Raw genomic sequence first — 22,920 nt, 5'->3', positions numbered from 1 at the left:
AATTATGCTTTTCCTTGATATACAGCTATGCCCTCATCGACATCATCATAAACCGTAATTTTTCCATCTTTCATAAAGACAATTTTATCACACCATTCTTTAATTTCGGCTACATCGTGTGAAACCATAATCACCTTAGAGCGAGAAAGTCTTTCTCTATAAAGCTTAATGCTTTTTTCTCTAAATTTTGGGTCTCCAACAGCCCCAGCCTCATCGATGAGGTAATAATCAAAGTCAAAAGCCATACTAAGTCCAAAGGTGATTCTAGACCCCATACCAGAAGAATAATTTTTCATCGGCTCATCGAAAAATTTCCCAAGTTCTGCAAATTCTTCGACAAATTTGACCTTTTCTAACAATTCTTTACCCTTGTAGCCATACACCCTTGCGACAAATTTAGCATTATCTCTTGCGGAGAGTGAGCCTTGTATCCCTCCACTTAAGCCTAGTGGCCAAGAAAGCTTTTTGTTTGTGATGATTTTGCCTTTATCGGGTAATTCAGCCCCACTTAAAAGTTTCATTAGGGTTGATTTCCCAGCACCATTACCGCCCATTAGACCAATGCTACAATTTTCAGGGAATTCAAAATTAAAGTCTTTAAAGACATAATGCCTTCCCCCTGCAAAAAGTGGGTAGGATTTGGTTAAATTGACAAGCTTTATCATTGTTTTCTCACTGCGGTTAAGGCTTGTCTATTATGATGATAAAAAAACAATCCTATAAGAAGTAAAAACATAATGCAAAATATAGGATAAGTATAGCTATAATCATCTTGTAAAGGATAAGAATCGAAAAAATTATATCTTAAAAGCTCCATTATATGAAGCAAAGGATTGTAATAAAATATATCAAGTAATGGGCGTGGCATAAGCCAAGTGGGGAAAATCACCCCAGAAGTCCAGTAAAAAACAATGCTAAAATACATCAAAAGTGTTTTTAAAATTTCAAAAAAATGGCTAAGTATCGCAAAGCAAAGCCCCAAAACAAAACCAGAAAGCATTAATAAAAACACACAAAACATTACATTTAAAAAATATACAGGTAAAACATCAAAACGCAAAAACCATCCAGCTACAAATAAAACGCAAAAGAAAATCACAAAATAAATGCAAAATTCAAGCATAGTTCTAGCGATAAAAACATGGATAGGCTTGACAGGCTTATAAGCAAAAAGTCCCAAATTTGCACTAATGCCGTTCATTAGCTGTGTAACGATGCTTCTAAACATAAAATAAGGCACTATGCCAGAGATTAAAAACATAAAAATAGAAATTCCATCAGGCATTACTTGATGATGATATTCTCTAATAATTGTAACAATAATGGTAATAGCCAAAACCACGCTTAAAGGCTCTCCAACAACCCAAATGTAGCCTAAATAGCGGTTTGCACCAAAGCGTGTTTTAAGCTCTCTAAAAAATAAAGCATAAATTACATTAAGCATTCAAGCAACTTTTCTCCCTAATGATAATCTTTAATTATAAAAAAGAATTTTTAACAAAAGACTAAAGCCCCTCTTTATAGGACAAAAGTTTGAAAAGAACAAATTTGATTAAACCCAAATCCCCATTTTCTTTATGGATTTTAATGATTTTTTGCCCAAGTTTGTAGGTGGGGGAATTTTTGATTTTGATATATTTATCATAATCTTTGCACAAAGAGAGGGAAAAATGGTTGGTGCGTGTTTTTTCTTGACCCTTAAATTTTTTCTTTAAAAAAGGCAAAATGAGAAGCAAATTTAAACAATCTTTAAAATTCTTGCAAAGCATAGCCATTTCACCTATTTGATAAGATAGATGTGATTTTATCACGCTTTGGGCTGATATTATGCTATCTTCATTTTGCCAACCTAATCTAAAATCTTGTCTTTGTAGGAAAAAATCCCTATGAAGTCTATAATCTATAGCGATAAGGAAAATGTTTTGTGGATTATGCGAGCCTGAGATAAGTGGCATTGGCTTAATATTGCCAAACCATAATAAATCCGCCTCACAAAGTAATCTAGGGTCATCAACTACCATTCTCCCAAAGGCATTGTGTGCGGCAAAAATGTGCTTTGTAGGTAGAGGGTAGTCGGCTAAATTTTTGTCCTTTTGATAAATTTCGATAAAAGAACTTAGAAATAATGGAGTATGAAAATACAAATCTGGTCTTAAAACCATTATATAATCATAAGAAATGTTTTGCTCTTTTTCATATTCGAGGGCAAGTTTTTGCGACCTTTCTATGGAAAGACGCATTCCCCTGTCTTGCGTTAGGGTTTCGACAAGCATTTTTTTAGGCTGATAAATTTGCTTCACTTCCTCGATAACTTCGGCATCAACTTTTTGATTATTAAGAGTTTCGTTGTGTGTATGCCAAGCAAATCCCGATTTTTCAAAAGTGTCCCAAGTGTGGATAAATATATCGATGCCATCTTTCCACATTTTATCCTCTAAATTTGGCTTTAAGACATTATCTAAAAAACTTTGATAAGTTTGCTTATAAGTTCTTAAATGCCCCATAAAACAAATTGCAAGTCTCATTTATCTCGTCCATTCAAGTTTTTTTTCTAGCATTAGGGTGTTATCCGTGAGTTTTACCCAGCTAAGATTTAAAGCGTAAATTTTAGCATTACTAAGTTTAGCAAAAGGAAATTTAGCAAAATAAATTTTCTCTTGCTCATTAGAGGCTTCCATAAAAATAGCCTTAGCTTGCACACCTTTTAAAAGGGCGATTTTGTTTTCTTTGGCGATGTTTAGGGCGATGTTTGGATTTAAAAAGGCGAGTTTGATGTGTTTGGTATCTTCGTGTGAAGCGATGATGAGGGCTAAATTTGTCTCATCAAAAGCATAAAACGCACTAGCGGTATAAACACCCAAATCATCACGCATTGACATTGCTAAAAGTGTATTTTTTTTAAAAAAGTGTAAAATTTTTTTATCCATTGCAAAATTATACTAAAGTAAATTTAAAAAGTGCCGATATATCACATAAATCATAAAGGAGTAACAATGCAAATCGATGTGAGTAAAAATCAAAACTTCTCCCTTGACTACACAACTAAAAGTGGTAAAAAACTTAGCCTTGATATGTATGATAATCAAAATATCAACTACGCTAAAGACGAAAATTCTAAAAGCTTAAGTTTGAAGCGTGAGTATGGATTTAGCTTTACTTTTGAGGGGTCTAAATTAACACAAAATGAACTTGATGAGATAAAAGTGGCGATGAAGGAAGTCGAGCCTATGATACAAGAATTTTTAGCAAATTCTAAGGTGGGTGAGCTTCAGCCAAAAGACTTTATCCAAAGTGCAATGCAAATGGCAAATGTTCTTCCAACGCCAAAAGATGAAAATCATCAAAATGCGATTATGAATAGTTTTACTAATAAATTAGAAAATTTACTCAATAAAAACCAAACGCCAAATGCAGAGCAAAATTCAAGCCTACTAGAAGATAGTAAAAAATTGCTTGATGAGGTTTTAGAGCAGATGAAAAAACAGCTTGAAAAAGCTCAGGAAAAAGCAAACGAGCAAAACGCCACACAAAAAGACAAAAATTTCGATTTTTATGCTTGATAAAAGGGGGCTTTGCCCCTTATCCGCTTAGTTCATCTACTAGATAAATTAAATGTTGCCAAGAATTTTTTGTCTTATCGCTTAGTCCTATTTCGCAGGTGCTTGAGCTAGAATAAAACCTTTTAATTTTCAAATTTTTAAAAAACTTTTCAAAATCGTTTAAAGCACTCATATTTAGCTCAGGCTTCATAAAGCCCTTATCACCTGCAAAACCACAGCAATGCGTATTTTTATGCTCATAAACCTTGCCTTTAGTGCAAAGTGAGGCAATCTTTCTTAAACTCGTATCAAAGCCGTATTTTTTACTTGAACATACCGCATAAATTCCAATATCTTCTTCAAGCGGTTTAATGTTTAAATACTTTAAGATTTCTTTTTCCACAAATTCGCTCATATCGAAAATTTTTAATCTTTTATCTAGTTTTAAAAGTAGCTCGGCACCGCAAGCACTATGGTCGCACACAAGAGGGATTTTACCATTTTCACTCAAAGTTAAAAGCTCGTCCATCATAGCGTTTAGTGGATTAAGCTCAGGATTTTTTAAGGTGTAATTTTTAAGGGCTTTACCACAACAAAATTTATCGATACTTTTAGGATAAAGCACCGAAATTTTAGCTTTTTTACAAAGACTTTCAAAAACTTCCTGCAAAGTTCTTTTATCTCTAGCCAAAGGGGAGGGTGCAAAGGCTCTATTTAAACAAGAGCTTAGATAAATCACGCTTTTTGTGCCATTGATGCGTGAATTTAAAGGATAGTGATTTCCCGTAGGCATAAAAACAGGCACTATGGGCGTGTGAAATTTCTTATTGAAACTTAGGCTTAAATTTTTCATTTTTTCTTTTCCTAGCGTATTTTGTCCAAACTTTGCTAGGTTTAAGCCAAATTTTGCCATTTTCACGCTTTTACTTAAATTTTTAGCTAGGGTTTTTGCGAGGAAAATTCCTTTGGCATTTTCGTTGTTATAGGCATTGGCGATTTTGGCGCTATCGATTTCTAACGGACAAGCCGTAGCACACATCGAACACCCAGCACAAGTAGCGACCACTTCGTAGGAATAGCCCTTTTTAAGTTCTAAAAGCTCATTTTCTTCCTCCTTGCTTCTGTGCCTTAGCGCTTCAAGGCGTTTGATTTCTCTATGCACGGCTATTCTTTGGCGTGGGGTGAGGCTTAAATTTTTGCTAGGGCAGTATTTTTCACAAAAGCCACATTCCATACAGGCTTCTAAAAAATCCTCAATTTCGTGCGAGGGTTTGAAATTTTTATTGTGAATTTCTTTATCCTCGTTGATGATAACGCCCGGATTAATCAAATTTTTAGGGTCAAAAAGCATTTTGATTTTTTTGTGAAAGCTATAAGCCCTTTCTCCCTACTCTTGCTCCACGAAAGCTGCCATCATACGCCCTGTGCCGTGTTCCGCCTTAATGCTTCCTTTAAGAGATACGACAAGAGCGACTAAATCTTGCATAAAAAGCTCAAAATTTAACCTTTCTTTCGCGTCGTCTAAAAGGGGTGTGATGATAAAATGCACATTGCCACTGAGGGCGTGTCCAAAGATAATGCCTTCAAAATTGTGTTTTGTGAAAAGTTTTGCAATGTCCCCTATGCCTTTTGTGAAATTTTTTATTTCAAAACAAACATCTTCTGTAATGACAACACTACCTTTAGGGCGTTTGGAGGCTGAAATGGGAAGTAAGCCTTTGCGGATTTTCCACCAATTTGCCTGAATGTTTGAATCAAGGCTAAATTCAGGCTCAAAAAGAGCAGGAGCTTCTTTTAAAACCTCTTTAACGAAAGTGATATTGTTTAAAAGCTTTTCTTCTTCGTCGCTTTGAAGTTCGATTAAAAGGGCGCAGTTGGGATTTTTAAGCGAGGAGGGCATATCGCAAAGCTCTTTTGTAAGCTCCAAACAAGCCCAGTCCATAAGCTCGGCAGCAAAAACCTTATCTTCGTGTGAAGCTAAGATTTTAACGGCATTAGAGGCTTTACTTAAATTTTCATAAAAAAGTAAGCCTGTAGCCTTATAAGCATAATCCTCACAGGTTTCATACTCAACTTTACTCACAAAGCCTAAAGTGCCTTCAGCTCCTATAAAAATGTGATTTAAAATATCTTTTAGCCCACTAAAATCACATAAGGAATTTAGCCCATAGCCTGTGGTATTTTTAATGGCAAATTTGCGTTTGATTTCTTTAGTCAAAAATTCATCTTTCAAAAGCTCTTCTCGTAAGTTTAAAAGCCCATTGGCTAGAGTGGCGTGAGTATTTGTAAATTCTTTTAGGCTTTCTTCTTTACTCGTATCAAGGATAAAGCCGTCATTTAGGATAACACGCACGGATTTTATGGTTTGGTAGCTATTTTGCTTGACTCCGCAGCACATTCCGCTTGAGTTGTTGGAAAAAATCCCTCCTATGGTGGCGTTATTGATAGTAGCGGGGTCTGGTCCTATTTTTTTACCAAAAGGCTTTAAAGCTTCATTGGCATCGCTACCGATGACTCCGCATTCACACCAAATAGAATGTGCATTTGCTTCAATTGTTTTAAAATTTTCCACACAAAGCACTAAGACACTATCGCTCAAAGCTTGTCCGCAAAGGCTTGTCCCACTCCCTTTAAAAGTAAGGGGGATATTAAATTTATCGCTTAAGATGATGATTTTAGCGACTTCTTCTTCGTTTTTGGGTTTTAAAACAAGTTTTGGGATATAGCGGTAACAAGAAGCATCAAGACCATAAGCAAAGCGGTGGATGTAAGAATCATAAAGTCTTTCTTGCAAAAATGCCTTGCATTCTTTTTTGAAAAGTTCTAGCATTAAATTTCCTTGGAGAATTTAGATTAATTATACTTTTTAGCTATAATAAAAGATTAATTAAGATACTTATTTTATGATATATTACGAAATTTTTAAAGGACAATAATGCCAAATTTATATCTTCACTCATTAGGGTGTAATAAAAATTTAGTCGATAGTGAAATTATGCTTGGACGCCTTGAAAACTATACTTTATGTGATGGGCCTAAAAAAGCTGATGTGTTGATAGTCAATACTTGCGGTTTTATAGAAAGTGCGAAAAAAGAGAGTATAGAAACGATTTTAAATCTTCACACACAGAGAAAAAAGGACTCTTTACTTGTCGTTACGGGCTGTTTAATGCAGCGTTATAGAGAGGAATTGATGAAAGCTTTGCCTGAGGTGGATTTATTTACGGGTGTGGGTGATTTTGAAAAGATAGATGAGTTAATTTTAAAAAAGCAAAATTTGTTTTCAAATTCGACTTATTTGCAAGGCGAAAATGTTAAAAGGGTGATTACAGGTTCAAATTCCCACGCTTTTATTAAGATTAGCGAGGGCTGTAATCAAAGCTGTGCTTTTTGTGCTATACCGCATTTTAAAGGACGCCTTAAATCACGCGAAATTTCAAGTATTGTAAAAGAACTTCAAAGCCTTATAGGTAGAGGATATAAGGACTTTTCTTTCATCGCACAAGATAGCTCATCTTATCTTTTTGATAAGGGGCAAAAGGACGGGCTTTTGCGTTTAATTGATGAGGTCGAAAAGCTAAGTAGCATAAGGGCTGCACGCATTTTATATCTTTATCCTAGCACTTTAAGTGAGGAAGTGGTGCGAAAAATCATTGCTTCAAAGGTGTTTGTCAATTATTTTGATATGCCTTTGCAGCACATTAGCGATAAAATGCTAAAAATTATGAAAAGAGGCAGCAAAAAAGCTCAAATTTTAAAGCTTTTGACGATGATGAGAGAGGCGAAAGATAGCTTTTTACGCACGGGTTTTATTGTGGGGCATCCGGGTGAGGGTGAAGAGGATTTTAATGAGCTTTGTGAATTTATAGAAAGTTTTGAATTTGATAGGATTAGCGTTTTTGGTTATTCCAAAGAAGAAGATACTTTAGCGTTTGAAATGGAGCAAGTGCCTAGAAAAACAATTAATGCGCGTCTTAAGATTTTGGAAAAAATTGTCGCAAAAAGTCTTGAAAAAAGCTTTAAAAAAGAAGTCGGTCAAAAACGCTTGGTTGTTTGTGAGGGGGAGAGCAGTGAGGGGGAATTTTTTATCGCTGGGAAAGACTTGCGTTGGGATAGAGAAATTGATGGTGAAATTCTCATCAATGAAAGCGAATGTGGCACTTTGGAAAGAGGGCAAATTTATGAATGCGAAATCACACAAGCCCTAGATACAAAATTATTAGCTAGGGTTTTAAAACTTGCCTAAATTAAGCCTTTTAAAGCATTTAAGGGGACGCAAAAATTTACTTGCTTTTAGCTATGGGAGTGATAGCACGGCTTTATTTTATTTGCTTTGTAGAGAAAACATCGCTTTTGATATGGCTTTAATCAACTACAAAACGCGTTTAAATAGCGATTTGGAGGAAGAAGAGGCTAAAAAATTAGCCAAGAGCTTTAATAAGGCAATTTTTACACAAACAGCCCCTCAATTTGTTAGCAATTTTGAAAAAAATGCAAGAGATTTTCGCTATGCTTTTTTTGAAAAAATTTGTCTTGAAAAGGGCTATGAAAATGTGATTTTAGCCCACCAGCTTGATGATAAATTTGAGTGGTTTTTAATGCAGCTTGGTAAGGGGGCTGGATTAATGGAGCTTTTGGGAATGAATGCCCTTGAAAAAAGGACGCATTTTACACTTATAAGACCTCTGCTTAATGTGCCAAAGGGGCAAATTTTAGCTTTTTTAAAAGAAAATAGATTGAAATATTTTAATGATGAGAGTAATCATAATGAGACATTTAAAAGAAATTTCATTAGAAAGCATTTTAGCGAGGAATTTTTAAAGCATTTTAGTAAGGGTGTGCAAAAAAGTTTTGTTTTTTTGCAAGAGGATTTAAAAGCCTTAAATTTGGGGGAAATAGAGGAATTTGGGGGAATTTTGATTTGCGTGAAAAATGAAAGTTTAATTGCTAAGGCTTGCAAAAAACTCGGCGTTTTAATGAGTGAAAGGCAAAGAAAAGAGTGTCTTAAAAAAGATTGTGTGATTAGTGCCAAAATAGGCGTGGTGTATGTGGAAAATAAGGCTTTTATTTTTACTTATGAGCGTTGTGAGAAAATGCCTAAAAGCTTTAAGGAAAGATGTAGAAAACTACAAATTCCCAAGCTTTTACGCCCTTTTTGTTTTAATCATCAAATCGAGCTTGAAACATTGCTAAGTTTTGGACTTAAAAAATAAATTTTTTGATAGCTAAGATGAATGAGAAAAATGACGAAAAAAAGCTGCAAAATAAGCCCAACAAAAGGAAAAGAGGCTAAAACATAAAAAATAAGCGTATAAAATTTAAACTCAAAAGGCGTGTTTGTCTGCTCTTTAAATTTCTTTTTGTCTAAAACAGCCCCTAAAACTTCTAAAATCAAGGCATTGTGAAAAAGATAGTAAAAAGCTATAAAAAAGGCGATTAAATTAATAAACGGGATGAAAAATAAAATCAAAGCTAAGAAAAAAAGTGGGATAAATTTGAGTAAAACTTTAAACATTTGAAAGAATAAGGCTAAATCGCCCATTTTTTCTTTAGGCTCGTGATTGTAGTATTTGGCATTAATTTTAGTGGCGATGAGTGGTGTGAAAAAAGAAAGCAAAAAAAGCGAGACGGCACTAGAAGCAAAAATGACAAAAAAACTCACGGCTAAAAAATTCAAGCTATGGATTAAAAAACTCACTAAAGAAAAGGAATAAAACCACGCAAAAATGGAGTCGCTTTCTGGAGCAAAAAGTGCGTCTAAATAGTCCTTTACGCTCGTAAAAGAGTAATAGCCCAAAATTATCATTAGTGAAAATCCCACAGCGATAGAAAGCAATGCGTATTTAAAAAATTCAAAACGCGTAAAATCCTTAAGGCTTAACCAAAAAATATTCATTAAAGTGCCTCATAACGCTTTTCAAGTTCTTTGTAAATGGCTTCATAGCTTAAGGTTTGGTTTAAAATTTCGTTTAAAACTTCATTATCTTCTTTATCGTTCCATATTTTTTTATAATGCCCCTCTTTATATCCGTGTGCTTGTCTAAAGGCATTTAGCACATTTTTGCCGATGTAAATTTTATAAAGGCTTTCTAGATTGAGTCCGCATTTAATACAAAGGGTAAAAAATGCCGATAAAAGCCCACCCATATCAAAGCCAAAGCCACTACATTTATGGATAATTAGCTCTATATCGCTTACGATAGCATACATATCCTCATCACTTGGCGTTCCTTTTTCTTTTACAAAATCTTTAAAAACGCTTACGGAACTTAATTCCATAGCGATAAAGGTCAATTCTTTTTTACCTTTATCTTCGAGCAAAAGACTAAGGATAAAATGCCAAATATCCACAAGCTCTATGCGGACATTATCCCAATTTGTTGGATTTTTAATGTTTTTCCAGTGCTTCCACGCAAAAGAGTCGATTAGCTCGGCACACTCCATATAAATGCACCGCCTCCAACTTATGAGCTTACCCTCTTTAGTATAGCCATTTTCCCAGCCTTTTCCGTTTGTTTCGTCGTTTAATTTTTGTTGAAGTTTAAGCATATTCTCTAAAAGTTCAGTATTTCCCATTGTTTGCCTTTAAGGTTTGTTGTTTTTAAGCATTTTTAATTAAATTTCAAATAATTTCATCAAAATAATCTTAATATTAAATGCAAATCTAAACTTTTCATTTTAACAATTGGTTAATATTAACTTTTTAAAATTACGAAATTGAGGGCTAGAATTTGTTTTTTTTTTTTTTTGTATAATCTCGTTTTTATTTTATTTATAAGGATAAGTGATGAAACAAGGCGATTTTACCGAAGTTGCAAAGCATTATATCAATAGACCTGCTTATAGTGCGTTTTTGCTTGAAAAATTGATAAAGTGTATCAATGATACTAATAAGCCACTTAATGAGCTAAATGTCGTAGAAGTAGGCGCTGGCACGGGTAAGCTCACTAAAATGCTAGCCGAAATTTTTAAGCTTAACATCACTGCTGTGGAGCCTAATGATAATATGCGTGAAGAGGGTATTAAATTCACCGCAAACTGCCCCAATATCGCGTGGCAAAAAGGAAGTGGCGAGGAAACAGGTGTGAAAAGTGGCGTGGCTGACTGGGTAATAATGGCTTCATCATTTCACTGGACTGACCCTAAGAAATCTTTACCCGAATTTGCACGACTCTTGCAAGGGGGGGGGGGTGGCCCCGGCGCAGGTTATTTTACCGCCATTTGGAATCCACGCCATATCGTAGAGGGCTCGATTTTCGATGAGATTGAAAAGGAGATTAAGCATATGGTTCCTGAGCTTACTCGTGTGAGTAGTGGGACTCAAAATGTGAAAAAATGGGAAGAAATTCTCGTATCCACAGGGGATTTTAAGGACTGCTTTTTTATGGAGTGTGATTACACAGAAACTTGGGATAAAGAGCGTTATCTTGGGGCGTGGCACTCTGTAAATGATATACAAGCCCAAGCAGGCAAGGAAGTGTGGGAGAAGATTTTAAAGATGATAGAGGCTAAAATTTCTCATCTTCAAACCATAGAAGTGCCTTATAAAATTAGGGCTTGGACGGCTAAAAAAGCCTAAAAAATTTATATAAAGGACAAAAAATGGAAAAATTAGTTGAACAAGTGTGGGATTACACAAAGCATGCGAAATTTTACTCATACCGCCCAAATTACGCACCAAAGAGCATTGATATGCTCGTGTGTCTAGCACAAAAAAGGGGGGGGGGGTGGCCCGGCGATTCTAGTTTAAAGGTCGCTGATATCGGTGCTGGGACAGGAAATTTAAGCATTATGTTACTTGAAAGAGGATGCGAGGTCGTCTCAGTCGAGCCAAACGATGCGATGAGAGAAATAGGCGTGGAAAGAACTAAGGGAGAAAAAATCGAGTGGGTTCGTGCTACGGGTATAGACTCCACGCTAAAAGCAGAAGAATTTGACTGGGTAACCTTTGGCTCAAGTTTTAATGTCATGGATAGAAACGAAGCCTTGAGCGAAGCACATCGTTTGCTTAAAAAGGGGAGCTATTTTTCTTGTATGTGGAATCATAGGGATTTAAACGATCCTATGCAAAAGATCGCTGAAGACACCATAATGGAATTTGTGCCAAATTATACAAGAGGCACGAGAAGAGAAGACCAACGCCCTATTATTGAGAGTCGTAAAGATTTGTTTGACAATATCATTTATTTGGAAGAGGATTTTTATTTTCACCAAAGCATAGAAAATTACATCAATGCGTGGAAAAGCGTGAAAAATCCTTACTGGGATTTAGAAACGAGTGAGGGCGTGGAGCTTTTTGAAAAAATTTCTGCAAAAATTACCGAAAGATTGCCTAAGGAATTTGACATTAAATACACCACGCGTTGCTGGAGTGCTAAGAAAATTTAAAGGATAAAAATGGCTTTGAACTTTCAAACTAAGGCTAGAAATTTAGCTTCTTTGGAGGGGAGATTAAAATCTGCTAAAATTTTACCTATGGTGCTAACCACTTTAGAGGATTTAGAAAAGGATACGCCAAAAATCCTTCAAACAATAAGAAATTTAAAAGCCACAAAACTCATTATCCGCTCTTCTTCTAAGGCGGAGGATAGCACGAAAAATTCCAACGCGGGGGCTTTTTTAAGCCTTGCAAATATCCACGCGCAAAATGAAAAAGAGCTTTTAAACGCTCTTTTTAATGTGGGCTCTTCAATGCCCTCTAAAAAAGATGAAATTCTTATCCAACCCTGTCTTGAAAAAATCGAGCTTTGTGGGGTTGGTTTTAGCGTAGATAAAGATAATTTTGCCCCTTATTTTTGCTTACAATACGACAAAAGCGGCTCAAATTCCTCTATCACAGATGGTAGTGCGCAAAATGCTCTAAGCTATTTTCACTACCGTGAAAGCTTGAAATTTAAAGATAAAGATACCAAGCAAATTATAAGCTTAATTAAGGAGCTTGAAAAGCTTTTTGCGTGTAATTTTTTAGATGTGGAATTTGCCTTTGCAAATTACGGAGGTAAGAGGGAGCTTTTTTGTTTGCAGGTGAGACCTTTAGTAATGGAGGGTAAAATTAATTTATTTCACTCTTTACCTAAAGAAGCCTTAGATAGATTTTACAAACGCTTTATTTCTTTACAAGAGCCGCGCCCCCGCGTTTTGGGAGAAAAGGCTATTTTTGGCGTGATGCCCGATTGGAATCCTGCTGAAATCATAGGACTGCGTCCAAAACGCCTTGCTTTTAGTCTTTATAAGCAAATTATTACGGATAATATTTGGGCGTATCAAAGGGATAATTACGGCTATAAAGACTTGCGCTCTCACCCGCTTATACACTCGTTTTTAGGAATTCCTTATGTCGATGTGAGGCTTTCTTTTAATTCTTTTGTGCCAAAAAGTTTGGACGATAAAATCGCTGAAAAGCTTGTCAATCACTATCTTAATGAGCTTGATTTAAATCACGATTTACACGATAAGATAGAATTTAATATCGTTTTTTCTTGTTATGATTTTAATACGCCCAACAAACTTAAAAAACTTTTAAAACATAATTTTAATGAAAATGAAATCAAACGCCTTGAATTTTCTCTTTTAGAGCTGACAAATAATATTATCAATCCAAAAGGACTTTATTTAAAAGACATACAAAAAGCTAAAAAACTTAATGATATTTATGCAAAACTTACAAGCTCGAAGCTTTCTTTACTTGATAAAATTTACTGGCTTTTAGAAGAATGTAAGCGTTATGGCACTTTGCCTTTTGCAGGGGTGGCTAGGGCTGGATTTGTCGCGATGCAAATGCTTAATTCTTTAGTAGAGATAGGCTTTTTCACACAGAAGGAAAGGGCGGATTTTCTTAATTCTCTTCAAACTATAAGCAAAACCTTAAGCTTAGAAAGTGAGAGTTTAAATTCTAAAACAAAACCAGCATTTTTAAAGAAATTTGGGCATTTAAGGGCTGGCACTTACAATATACTTTCTCCGCGTTATGATGAGAATTTTAATGCTTATTTTGAACTGAAACAAAACGAAAATAAAACGAAAATAAAAGAGAAAAAATTTAGCCTAAGTGCAAGCAAAAAGGCTAAATTTGAAAGTCTTTTAAATGAGCACGGATTAAGTGTTGGGACGGATGAGTTTTTTAGCTTTTTAAAAGAGGCGATTGAGGGGCGTGAAATGGTGAAATTTGATTTTACCAAGCTTCTTTCGCAAGCCATTGTTTTTATAGGGGAGCTTGGGGAGTATTATGGTATAGATAAAGAAGATATGGCACATCTTGATATTAATGCCGTGCTAAATCTTTACTCAAGCCTTTATTCTCAAAGTCCAAAAGAACAGTTTTTAAGAGAAATTAAGCATTATAAAAAAGAATACGAGCTAACCAAAAGCATTAAGCTTCCGTCTTTACTTAGCGATGCGGAGCAAATTTTTTCTTTCTTTAGTGCTAAACTCTGTCCAAATTTCATCACGCAAAAAAGCGTTGTGGCAAATACGGCACGGGAAAATGAGGAAAACTTAGAGGGTAAAATTGTGTTAATTTACGCAGCTGACCCGGGCTATGATTATTTATTTACTAAAAAAATCGCCGGCTTCATCACTTGCTATGGTGGAGCCAATTCGCATATGGCGATAAGGGCTTCCGAGCTAGGACTCCCTGCAGTTATCGGCGTGGGTGAGGTTGAATTTGAAAAATATCTTAAAGCAAGCCGTCTTAAGATAGAGTGTGAAAGTGAGCAAATCTTTTGTTTATAGGAATTTCACAACGCTTACTTTCAAACGAGAGCTATTACGAGCTAAGAGAAGCCCTAGCGCTTGAGTGGGGGGAATTTTTTAAAGAAAATTTAAAGCCTTTTTTACCCTTGCCGCTTTCTTATGAGGTTGATTTTAAGGCTTATGCACCGCATCTTAGGGGCGTGATTTTAAGCGGAGGCAATGACTTAAACGCTTTAAATCCTAACGAACTTTCTCTAAAAAGAGATGCTTATGAGAGTAAAATCATTGCCCATTGTCTTAAAAACGACTTGCCACTTCTAGGAATTTGCAGAGGTGCGCAAATGATAGCGTGGTATTTTAAGTCTTCTTTAAAGCCCTGTCAAAATCATATAGGCACTCATAGCATTTTGACAAAAAAGGGTGTATTTGAAGTAAATTCCTTTCATAATTTTTGCATTGAAAATTTGGGGGAAAATTTAAAAAGCCTCGCTGTGGCTGAGGATAAAAGTATAGAGGCTTTTAAACATAAAAAAAGGCAAATTTATGGCATTATGTGGCACATCGAGCGTGAAAAGGGGCTTGGTGAAAGTGCTATTTTTAAAAAATGGCTTAAAGGAGTAAAATGAAAGCGTTGATTTTAGCAGCAGGCTTTGGCTCAAGGCTAATGCCACTGACAAAAGAAAAGCCAAAATGTATGGTGGAGTATGAAAAAAAAGCGATTATCGAATATGAAATTGAAGCTTTAAGGGCTGGGGGCGTGAGTGAAATTGCCGTTGTTGGCGGATATTTAGCTCCCGTTTTAAAAGACTTTGTAGCTGGACTTGGTGTTAAGAGCTTTTATAAAAATGAAAATTATGATAAAAGCAATATGCTTTTTACGCTTTTTTGTGCGAGGGAATTTATACAAAAGTGCATTGATGAGGGGCAGGATTTGATTATCTCTTATGCAGATATTGTTTATTTTAAGGAAAGTGTTGAAAAGCTATCACGAGCTAGGGCGGATTTAGCCATCGTGGTGGATAGAGCTTGGCGTGAGCTTTGGGAGAAGCGTTTTGAAAATCCGCTCGAAGACGCTGAGAGCTTGAAATTTAAAGAGGGCAAAATCATAGAGCTTGGCAAAAAGCCCTCAAGCTACGCCGACATAGAGGCGCAATACATCGGGCTTTTTAAATTTTCGCACACCTTTTTGCCTGAGGTTTTGGCCTTTTATGATGGGCTAGATAGAAGCGCACTCTATGATGGCAAGGACTTTGAAAACATGTATATGACGAGCTTTTTACAAGCCTTGATAGATAAATTTGACAATGCTTTGGCGGTTGAGATAAATGGAGGCTGGTGTGAGATTGATTTTAAGAGCGACTTGGAGATTAAAATTGATAAGGCTGGGTTTTAGTTTGGTTTCCCTCGCCTTCTATTTTTTTTTTTTTTGATATAATCCCCTCAATCAACAAAATTCCAAAAACCAAAACATTAAACTACCAACAAAGGAAAACGCTATGATAAACAATCCTAACTCAGCCATACAAAGAATGAAAAATCATCTCTTGCTCTTAAAAAGAACAAGCTTCAATCAAAGCACATAAAACTTGGTATAAGGGAGGCTATGTGTGGTTTATTTTCAAGGCTTTAAGCTTAAAGAAAAAATTTGGGCGTTAATTGTTATAAAAACATTAAATCAATTTTCCATTTGAAAAGCCTTAAACTAAATTTGATAAAATGCGGATTTTAAGGAAAAATTATGGACAATTATGAATTTAGCGAACTTTTAAAAAACCTTGATAGTAAGGTTAAAAATATAGCCTCCATTATAAAACCTAACGAGCTTAGGATAAAGCTTAGTGAAATTGAGGCTAAGGAAAATGACCCAAATTTTTGGAATGATGCCAAAAACGCCGCCGTTCTAGGTAAAGAAAAAACGAAAATTACAAATTTGCTCACAGCTTATGAAAACGCTTTTAATGCTCTAAATGACGCGAGTGAGCTTTTTGATATGGCAAATAGTGAAAATGATGATGAGACCTTAAAAGCACTTTTTGAAGATGCGCCTAAATTGGAAGATAGTATTACAAGTCTTGAAATTTCTATGCTTTTAAGCGGAGAAAATGATAATAAAAATGCCATCATCTCCATACATCCAGGTGCTGGTGGGACGGAGAGTAATGACTGGGCAAGTATGCTTTATAGAATGTATTTGCGTTTTTGCGAGAGGGAGGGTTTTAAAGTCGAAACTTTGGATTTTCAAGAAGGTGATGAAGCGGGACTTAAAGATGTGAGTTTTTTGGTTAAGGGAGAAAATGCTTATGGGTATTTAAAAGCAGAAAATGGAATTCACCGCCTTGTGAGAACTTCGCCTTTTGATAGTGCTGGGCGTAGGCATACAAGCTTTTCTAGCGTTATGGTAAGTCCGGAGCTTGATGATGACATTGAGATTGAGATTGAAGAAAAGGACTTGCGCATCGACTTTTACCGCGCAAGTGGGGCGGGCGGACAGCACGTTAATAAAACAGAATCAGCTGTCCGTATCACGCATATCCCTACCAACATAGTCGTGCAGTGCCAAAATGACAGAAGCCAACATAAAAATAAAGCCACAGCTTTCAAAATGCTTCGCTCACGCCTTTATGAGCTTGAGTTAATGAAGCAAGAAGCGGTGGCAAATTCAGGGGAAAAAAGCGAAATGGGCTGGGGGCATCAAATTCGCTCTTATGTGCTTTTTCCTTATCAGCAGGTTAAGGACACAAGAAGCAATGAAGCTTTTTCTAATGCAGAGGGAATTTTAGACGGAGATATTAAAAAAATGATAGAGGGTGTTTTAATCGCAATGAAAGCACAAAATAAGGAATAAAATGAAAGCGGTCAATCTTTTTTTATTAGCTGCGGTGATAGGGGTGGAGCTTGTTTTAGGTGTGGTGGTCGCACCTGTCATTTTTTATCCACAAAACTTAATTGGAGATAATGTTTTAAACCACTTTCAAAGTGGGCTTATAATGAGTGATATTTTCGTCAAAATGGGCTATGTGTTACTTGTGGTAGCATTTTTTAATGCTTTTTATGAATTGGTGAATTTTCTTAAAAAGAGAGAAAATTTTCAATTAAGATTCTCTAAATTTGCCCTTTCTTTCATCGTTTTAGCTCTTGCTTTATTCTTTGTATTTCATTTTACCGCGTATATTTTAGAAGCTCAAAAATTAGGCGAAAGCGTGATACAAACAGCAGAATTTCAAAGTATGCACGAGGCGAGTGAGGTGGTGATAAAAATTATCGTTTGTATGCAAATATTTTTATATTTTTTAAGCTTTAAAATAGCCAAAAAAGACTAAAATTTCGAAAAATTGAAGGAGGTATCGATATGAAAATTAACAACTCTAATGCGATGCAGCAAAATTATTATTTAAACAATGCGCAAAAGTCGCAGGATAAGGCTTTAGAAAATATCGCTGCGATGAGGGCTATTAGCGGAGTTGATAGTGCAAATTTGGCGATTGCAGATTCCTTAAGGTCGCAGTCAAGCACCATAGACCAAGGCGTGGCAAATGCTTATGATGCGATAGGTGTTTTGCAAATCGCTGATGCAAGTTTGACAAATATTTCCCAAAGTGCTGATAGGCTTAATGAGCTTTCTGTGAGGATGAATAGCGGCGTAATGACTGACGCACAAAAAAATATGCTAAGGGGTGAGGCAACTCGTTTGACGCAGTCTATTAACGACTCTTTTAATAATGCAACTTTTAACGGCAAAAATGTTTTTCAAACTATGGAATTTGTGGTAGGTAGTGGCACAGAAACAACAAATTTAAATTCTTTAAACACCGATGGTTTAAGCATAGATAATCAAGAAAGCATCACAAGTTTCACTGACCAACTAGGTAGTCTAAGAAGTGAGATAGGCTCAGGTATCAATGCTTTAACTTCTAATATTAACGCGAGTGTGCAAAATAGTATCAACACTAAAGCCGCAGAAAATAATTTGCTAAATAATGATATGGCGAAGAATGTCAATGACTTTAATGCTGGATACTTAAAAGAAAATGCCGCCGCTTTCGCTGCCGCACAAAGCAATATTATGCTTCAATCCAAAATCGCCTCTTTGTTATACTAAAAGAAGCCCTTTTTAAGGGCTTTTGAAAAGAATACTCCCAAGTCTTAGCATATTTGAACCGCATTTCAAAGCCAACTCAAAATCCTTACTCATACCCATAGAGCAAATGTTTGCGCCGTATTTTTGCAAATTTTCATAAATTTTATAAGTTGTTTCAAAACTTTTTTGTATCATTTTTACATCGTTGCTATGCGTTCCTATACACATCACGCCCTTAAGGTTTAAATTTTTACATTCTTCTTTAATTTGCAAATATTCCTCCAAAGCCTTATTGGGCTCAATTCCACTTTTACTTTCCTCAAAGGCACTATTAATTTCAAGTAGGGTATCAAGGGTATAATCAAGCCTTTTATTAACCGCGTGGGCAAGTTTTAAAGAATTGCAACTTTGCCATAATATGGGTCGTTGCTTGATAAGAAGATTGATTTTATTGCTTTGCAATGTGCCTATAAAATGCCATTTAATAGCCAAGTTCTCATTCTTTAAAATTTCTTTTTTTTCGCTTAGAGCCTTGACTTGATTTTCGCCAAATTCGCTTAAGCCTTTATAATAAAACTCTTTTATGATTTCAGCATTGACATATTTACTCGCAGCGATGAGGCGGACATTTTTGGTTTTTTCTAAGATTTGTTCTAAATTCATTTTAACTCAAATTTGAAGTGGAGCGGGAAACGAGATTCGAACTCGCGACCCCAACCTTGGCAAGGTTGTGCTCTACCCCTGAGCTATTCCCGCAAGAAAGATGAATTATAATACAAAAAAGCCATTTTTGTCAAGCTGTATTTTAACCTTTCTTTACATTAATATAACAACCGATTTATGATTTTAAACTTTTTTAAGAAAATAAAAAGCTAAGAAAAAGACACAAAAATCAGCCAAAAATGGACTCATCCACACTCCATTTAAGCCTATTAAATTTGACAAAATTAGGACAAAAATAAGAGGTGCAAAAAGATTACTTATAAGGCTTAAAATAAGTGAAAAATGAGCTTTGTTAAAAGCTGTTAGCATACAGCTTACAAGTATATTAAACCAACAAATAAGAAAAACAAAAGAAAAGATATATAAAGCTTGAGTGCTAAATTCCAAAAATTCTTTGTCATTTTTTTGAGCAAAATGATAGCTTAAATCTGGTTGCATAGCCTCACACATTACAAGAGTAAGCATAGTGATAAAATTATCAATATAAAGTATAATAGAATAAGCAGCCACAGCTTTTGCTCCCGCTAACTCCATTAAGATAAAATTAGCAAAAATTTCATAAATTGAAGCAGAAATATTTCCAAAAAATTCACTACTTCCATTATAAATGATATTTTTTAAAGTTTTAAAAAGAAAGATAAATTCCGCTTAATTTTAACCGAAGTTTTTGAGTAAAAAAAGGATAAATATCCAAAAAAGTCCCAAGGCTAAAGCCAATGCAGCCGAAAATAAACCCCAGTCAAACACAATGTAAAAAGATAATCTAAAATGACATTACTAAAGGCTACGATGATATTTACAATCATAGCGTGAGCAGTTTTTCCGCAAATTCTTAAATAATTATCAAGAGCAAAATGAAGAGAAATCGCAGGCATAAATAAAGCAAAAACCAAAGCGACTTCTTTACAAAGGGCTTGAATTTGTGCTGTTGTATCAAGTAAGTCGATTAAAAGAGGTGAAATAAAATAAGCCAAAAAGCTATGAGAGTATTAAATGCAAAAATGAGAACTAAAGATACACGATTAGCCTCTTTAAATTTGTCTAAGGCTAATTTCATCGTAATTTGCACAGATGAGCCAATCGCTATCATATCGCTTAATGCAAAGCTTATCATCACAAAAGGCATTACTAAACCAAGCGCCGCAAGCGAATCGCTACCTAGATATTTCCCTACAAAAATCCTATCAATAATAATATAAACAGAGAAAAAAGCCACGCTAATAACATTAGGCACAGCATATTTATAAAAAAGTTTTAAAGATTTAAGTTTAAAAATATCCTTAATATTTTGAAAATTTAAAATTAAAATTCGAAATATTAAGGTGGGACCAATAGAGGCTTTGTAAGGCTAGGATATAACTTTTAGTAAAAGAAAATAAGATGCTTTTATATAAATTTTTCATATTCATAGGCGGGATTTTAACTAAAAATAGTAAATATGTAAGTGCCTTAAAGGCGTATGATTTGCATCTCTTCGCCCTTTGTAATTTGAGCTTGTCCCTCCTCGCTAATGAATAAAAATTCACTTTTTACAAGCGGTAAAATCATAGCTGAGCCAAATTTGTTGTCGTTAAATGGGATAAAATGATTTCCTTTTAAATTTCCCAAAATCAAATTATTTCTCCCCACCTTAAGCTTTAAATCTTGTCCCATAAAAGCCTTAATTTTACTCGTCTCCTCCAAATTTCCACCAAGTAAATCGACAATTTTTTTAGCAAAAATAAAACAAGAAAGAAAAGCCGCCATAGGATTTCCCGGTAAAATCAAAATTAATTTTTCATCTTTTTCATAAAGTTTTGTAGGCTTTGCTGGACGCGCTTTAATCCCATCAAAAAGTTTTTTAAATTCAAGCTCTTTTAAAACCTTATCCATAAAATCTGCCTCACCCACACTCGCCCCTCCACTTGTGATGATAAGGTCAAAATTGCTATTTTGCAAGGCTTTTTTTACTTCACTCATTTCATCTTTGATTATGCCAAGATAGCTTAAATCACACCCATTAAGTAGCGCACTCACGCCCAAAGCATTCGCATTATAAATGCTTTTTTCATCGCATTCCTCCCAAGGCTCTTTCAATTCATCTCCACTTGAAAATATGGCAATTCTTGGTTTTCTTACCACTTTTATTTTATAAATTCCTTGTGCGGCAAGCAGGGTTAGCATTGAAGCATTGAGTTTTTGTCCTTTTTTAAGTAAAAGCTCCCCCATTTTTTGCTCTTCGCCCTTAAAACGAAAAGCGTTAAATTGCTTTGGTTTTGTTTTGATGACAAGTTTGCCGTTTTCTAAATTTTCTTCTTCAAGCATTAAAATTGTATCGGCATTTTTAGGCATTAATGCCCCTGTCATTATTTTATAACATTCGTTTTTACCAAGCTCATAAAGCGTTTTATTGCCAGCCAAAATTGTCCCTTTGATACGCAAAGGCTCATTGATGTCAGCATAATTAAACGCATAGCCATCTAGGGCAGCATTATCAAAACTTGGCAAATTTTTTTTTGCATACAAATCACAAGCTAAAATTCTACCGAGTGCGTCTTCTAAACCGATAAGCTCATTTTCCTTTAGGGGTGCGATTTGCTCTTTTAGAAGCTCTAAGGTTTCGAAAATATTTTTCATTCTTTAAGCCTTGTGATATTTGCGCCAAGTGTTTTAAATTTCTCCTCCAAATTTTCATAACCCCTATCTAAATGATAAATTCTATGCACCCTACTTACCCCTTTTGCTGCAAGAGCTGCTAGGATAAGTGCTGAAGAAGCTCTTAAATCTGTCGCCATCACATCAGCCGCGTTAAGCTCTTTACCGCCGTTAATGGTTGCAATATGTCCATTTAGCTTAATGTCCGCTCCCATTCTTAAAAGCTCACTCACATGCATAAAGCGATTTTCAAAAAGCCTTTCATCGATGATACTTGTGCCATTTGCCCTAAGGGCTAGAGCCATAAATTGTGCTTGCATATCGGTAGGAAAGCCCGGATACTCGCTTGTAAGAATTTCCACAGGCTTAATTTCTTTCGCAGGGAGTAAGGTAATGCTATCCCCCTCCACAACGATACCAAAGCCCATTTGCTCAAGTTTTGCCAAAACTGCACTTAGATGACTTGGATTTACCTTACAAATGCTAATTTTTGAATTGACAATAGCCCCAGCGCAAAGATATGTCCCTGCCTCTATCCTATCAGGTATCACAGCAAATTCTTTAAATTCCAAACACTCCCCAGCCGTGCCATAAATTTCAAGCTCATCACTGCCAATTCCTTTAATATCAAGCCCTCCGTCTTTTAAAACCTCACAAAGCTGCACGACTTCAGGCTCTTTTGCGACATTTAAAAGTCTTGTTTTGCCATTAGCTAAAGCTGCTGCCATAATGATATTTTCACTGCCTGTAACTGTGATTTTATCAAATAGCACTTCCGCACCCCTTAAAGCTCCACTTGCGACGACATAGCCTTGTTTGATTTGGATATTTGCTCCCATTTTTTCTAGAGCTAAAAGGTGCAAATCAATCGGTCTTTGCCCTATGGCACAGCCTCCGGGAAGGCTCACTTCACAATGTTTAAAGCGTGCTAAAAGAGGTCCTAAGGTCAGTATGGAGGCTCTCATTTTCCTTACGATGTCGTATTTTGCTGTGGTTTGATTAAGCGTTGCGGTGTTTAGGATGGCTTTATGATTTTCTAAACTTGCCTTTGCCCCTAAATTTTGCAAAAGTGAAATGAGGGTTCTAATGTCCTCCACCTCAGGGACATTTGAAATTTCAACTTCATTTTTTGCCAAAATGCTAGAAACGATGAGCGGTAAAGCTGCATTTTTCGCACCATTGATGGTGACGCTTCCGCTTAAATGATTTGTGCCTTCTATTTGTAAATAAGTCATAATTTTCCTTTAATAAAGC

At 35.5% G+C, this 22,920-nt stretch carries 20 protein-coding genes, 1 tRNA gene and 2 pseudogenes; 11 read left to right on the top strand and 12 right to left on the bottom strand.

Going from position 1 to position 22,920, the window contains the following annotated elements:
• Positions 1–2: 2 nt before the first annotated feature.
• The 4 genes from CHELV3228_RS06880 to CHELV3228_RS06865 form a co-directional block, all read right to left on the bottom strand.
• A complete protein-coding gene (locus tag CHELV3228_RS06880) occupies positions 3–665 on the bottom strand; it encodes an ABC transporter ATP-binding protein (protein ID WP_082200281.1) in 663 nt (220 codons plus the stop codon).
• Positions 662–1,444, bottom strand: a complete 783-nt coding sequence (kpsM, locus tag CHELV3228_RS06875) for a capsule polysaccharide transporter KpsM (protein WP_082200280.1) — start codon at positions 1,442–1,444, stop codon at positions 662–664. The genes CHELV3228_RS06880 and kpsM overlap by 4 nt, the downstream gene beginning before the upstream one ends.
• A gap of 61 nt (positions 1,445–1,505) precedes the next feature.
• Positions 1,506–2,525: a hypothetical protein gene (locus CHELV3228_RS06870; RefSeq protein ID WP_082200279.1), complete on the bottom strand. Its 1,020-nt coding sequence runs from the start codon at positions 2,523–2,525 to the stop codon at positions 1,506–1,508.
• Entirely contained in the window at positions 2,526–2,927 is a 402-nt protein-coding gene (locus CHELV3228_RS06865) for a hypothetical protein (protein WP_082200278.1), read from the bottom strand.
• Between the two features lie 66 nt (positions 2,928–2,993).
• Between CHELV3228_RS06865 and ciaI the strand changes: the two genes are divergently transcribed.
• Positions 2,994–3,560, top strand: coding sequence for an intracellular survival protein CiaI (gene ciaI / locus CHELV3228_RS06860; protein ID WP_082200277.1), 567 nt, complete (start codon positions 2,994–2,996; stop codon positions 3,558–3,560).
• Between the two features lie 19 nt (positions 3,561–3,579).
• Here the strand turns inward: ciaI and CHELV3228_RS06855 are convergent.
• A pseudogene (locus CHELV3228_RS06855) lies at positions 3,580–6,369 on the bottom strand (FAD-binding and (Fe-S)-binding domain-containing protein).
• Positions 6,370–6,474: 105 nt separating this feature from the next.
• Between CHELV3228_RS06855 and rimO the strand changes: the two are divergent.
• Positions 6,475–7,785, top strand: coding sequence for a 30S ribosomal protein S12 methylthiotransferase RimO (gene rimO / locus CHELV3228_RS06850; protein ID WP_082200276.1), 1,311 nt, complete (start codon positions 6,475–6,477; stop codon positions 7,783–7,785).
• Positions 7,778–8,752 carry a tRNA lysidine(34) synthetase TilS gene (gene tilS, locus CHELV3228_RS06845; protein WP_082200275.1) on the top strand — a complete coding sequence of 325 codons (975 nt, stop codon included), beginning with the start codon at positions 7,778–7,780 and terminating at the stop codon, positions 8,750–8,752. The genes rimO and tilS overlap by 8 nt, the downstream gene beginning before the upstream one ends.
• Here tilS and CHELV3228_RS06840 read toward each other — a convergent pair.
• On the bottom strand, positions 8,707–9,435 hold the full coding sequence (locus tag CHELV3228_RS06840; RefSeq protein WP_082200274.1) for an EI24 domain-containing protein: 729 nt from the start codon (positions 9,433–9,435) through the stop codon (positions 8,707–8,709). The two genes, tilS and CHELV3228_RS06840, sit on opposite strands and share 46 nt — an antisense overlap.
• Entirely contained in the window at positions 9,435–10,115 is a 681-nt protein-coding gene (dut, locus tag CHELV3228_RS06835) for a dUTPase (RefSeq protein ID WP_082200273.1), read from the bottom strand. The genes CHELV3228_RS06840 and dut overlap by 1 nt, the downstream gene beginning before the upstream one ends.
• Positions 10,116–10,326: 211 nt before the next feature.
• Between dut and CHELV3228_RS06830 the strand changes: the two genes are divergently transcribed.
• From CHELV3228_RS06830 to flaC, 8 genes are all read left to right on the top strand, one after another.
• Entirely contained in the window at positions 10,327–11,118 is a 792-nt protein-coding gene (locus CHELV3228_RS06830) for a class I SAM-dependent methyltransferase (protein WP_082200272.1), read from the top strand.
• Positions 11,119–11,141: 23 nt separating this feature from the next.
• Entirely contained in the window at positions 11,142–11,927 is a 786-nt protein-coding gene (locus tag CHELV3228_RS06825; protein ID WP_082200271.1) for a class I SAM-dependent methyltransferase, read from the top strand.
• Positions 11,928–11,936: 9 nt separating this feature from the next.
• Positions 11,937–14,270, top strand: coding sequence for a PEP-utilizing enzyme (locus tag CHELV3228_RS06820; protein ID WP_082200270.1), 2,334 nt, complete (start codon positions 11,937–11,939; stop codon positions 14,268–14,270).
• Positions 14,261–14,857 carry a gamma-glutamyl-CDP-amidate hydrolase gene (locus CHELV3228_RS06815; RefSeq protein WP_082200269.1) on the top strand — a complete coding sequence of 199 codons (597 nt, stop codon included), beginning with the start codon at positions 14,261–14,263 and terminating at the stop codon, positions 14,855–14,857. Before CHELV3228_RS06820 ends, CHELV3228_RS06815 begins: the two co-directional genes overlap by 10 nt.
• Positions 14,854–15,624: a phosphocholine cytidylyltransferase family protein gene (locus tag CHELV3228_RS06810; RefSeq protein ID WP_082200268.1), complete on the top strand. Its 771-nt coding sequence runs from the start codon at positions 14,854–14,856 to the stop codon at positions 15,622–15,624. The genes CHELV3228_RS06815 and CHELV3228_RS06810 overlap by 4 nt, the downstream gene beginning before the upstream one ends.
• Before the next feature lie 345 nt (positions 15,625–15,969).
• Positions 15,970–17,076, top strand: coding sequence for a peptide chain release factor 2 (gene prfB / locus CHELV3228_RS06805; RefSeq protein WP_082200267.1), 1,107 nt, complete (start codon positions 15,970–15,972; stop codon positions 17,074–17,076).
• Position 17,077: 1 nt separating this feature from the next.
• Entirely contained in the window at positions 17,078–17,551 is a 474-nt protein-coding gene (locus CHELV3228_RS06800; protein WP_082200266.1) for a DUF4149 domain-containing protein, read from the top strand.
• A gap of 29 nt (positions 17,552–17,580) precedes the next feature.
• The gene (gene flaC / locus CHELV3228_RS06795) at positions 17,581–18,330 is read left to right on the top strand and encodes a flagellin C (protein ID WP_082200265.1); all 750 of its coding nucleotides are present in this window, start codon (positions 17,581–17,583) and stop codon (positions 18,328–18,330) included.
• A gap of 12 nt (positions 18,331–18,342) precedes the next feature.
• Here the strand turns inward: flaC and CHELV3228_RS06790 are convergent, their stop codons facing one another.
• From CHELV3228_RS06790 to murA, 5 genes and pseudogenes are all read right to left on the bottom strand, one after another.
• A complete protein-coding gene (locus CHELV3228_RS06790; RefSeq protein ID WP_082200264.1) occupies positions 18,343–18,972 on the bottom strand; it encodes a YggS family pyridoxal phosphate-dependent enzyme in 630 nt (209 codons plus the stop codon).
• Positions 18,973–18,990: 18 nt separating this feature from the next.
• Positions 18,991–19,065, bottom strand: a tRNA-Gly gene (locus CHELV3228_RS06785).
• 90 nt (positions 19,066–19,155) lie between these two features.
• Positions 19,156–20,317 (bottom strand): annotated as a pseudogene (locus tag CHELV3228_RS10750) (MATE family efflux transporter).
• Between the two features lie 164 nt (positions 20,318–20,481).
• A complete protein-coding gene (locus tag CHELV3228_RS06775; protein ID WP_082200263.1) occupies positions 20,482–21,648 on the bottom strand; it encodes a molybdopterin molybdotransferase MoeA in 1,167 nt (388 codons plus the stop codon).
• The gene (gene murA / locus CHELV3228_RS06770) at positions 21,645–22,901 is read right to left on the bottom strand and encodes a UDP-N-acetylglucosamine 1-carboxyvinyltransferase (protein ID WP_082200262.1); all 1,257 of its coding nucleotides are present in this window, start codon (positions 22,899–22,901) and stop codon (positions 21,645–21,647) included. The genes CHELV3228_RS06775 and murA overlap by 4 nt, the downstream gene beginning before the upstream one ends.
• Positions 22,902–22,920 lie beyond the last annotated feature (19 nt).

Origin of the sequence: Campylobacter helveticus (assembly GCF_002080395.1) — a bacterium.
In the GTDB taxonomy this organism is placed as follows: Bacteria; Campylobacterota; Campylobacteria; order Campylobacterales; family Campylobacteraceae; genus Campylobacter_D; species Campylobacter_D helveticus.
Note: the sequence above shows the minus strand (reverse complement) of the source record. Positions and strands in the feature narration are given on the sequence as shown.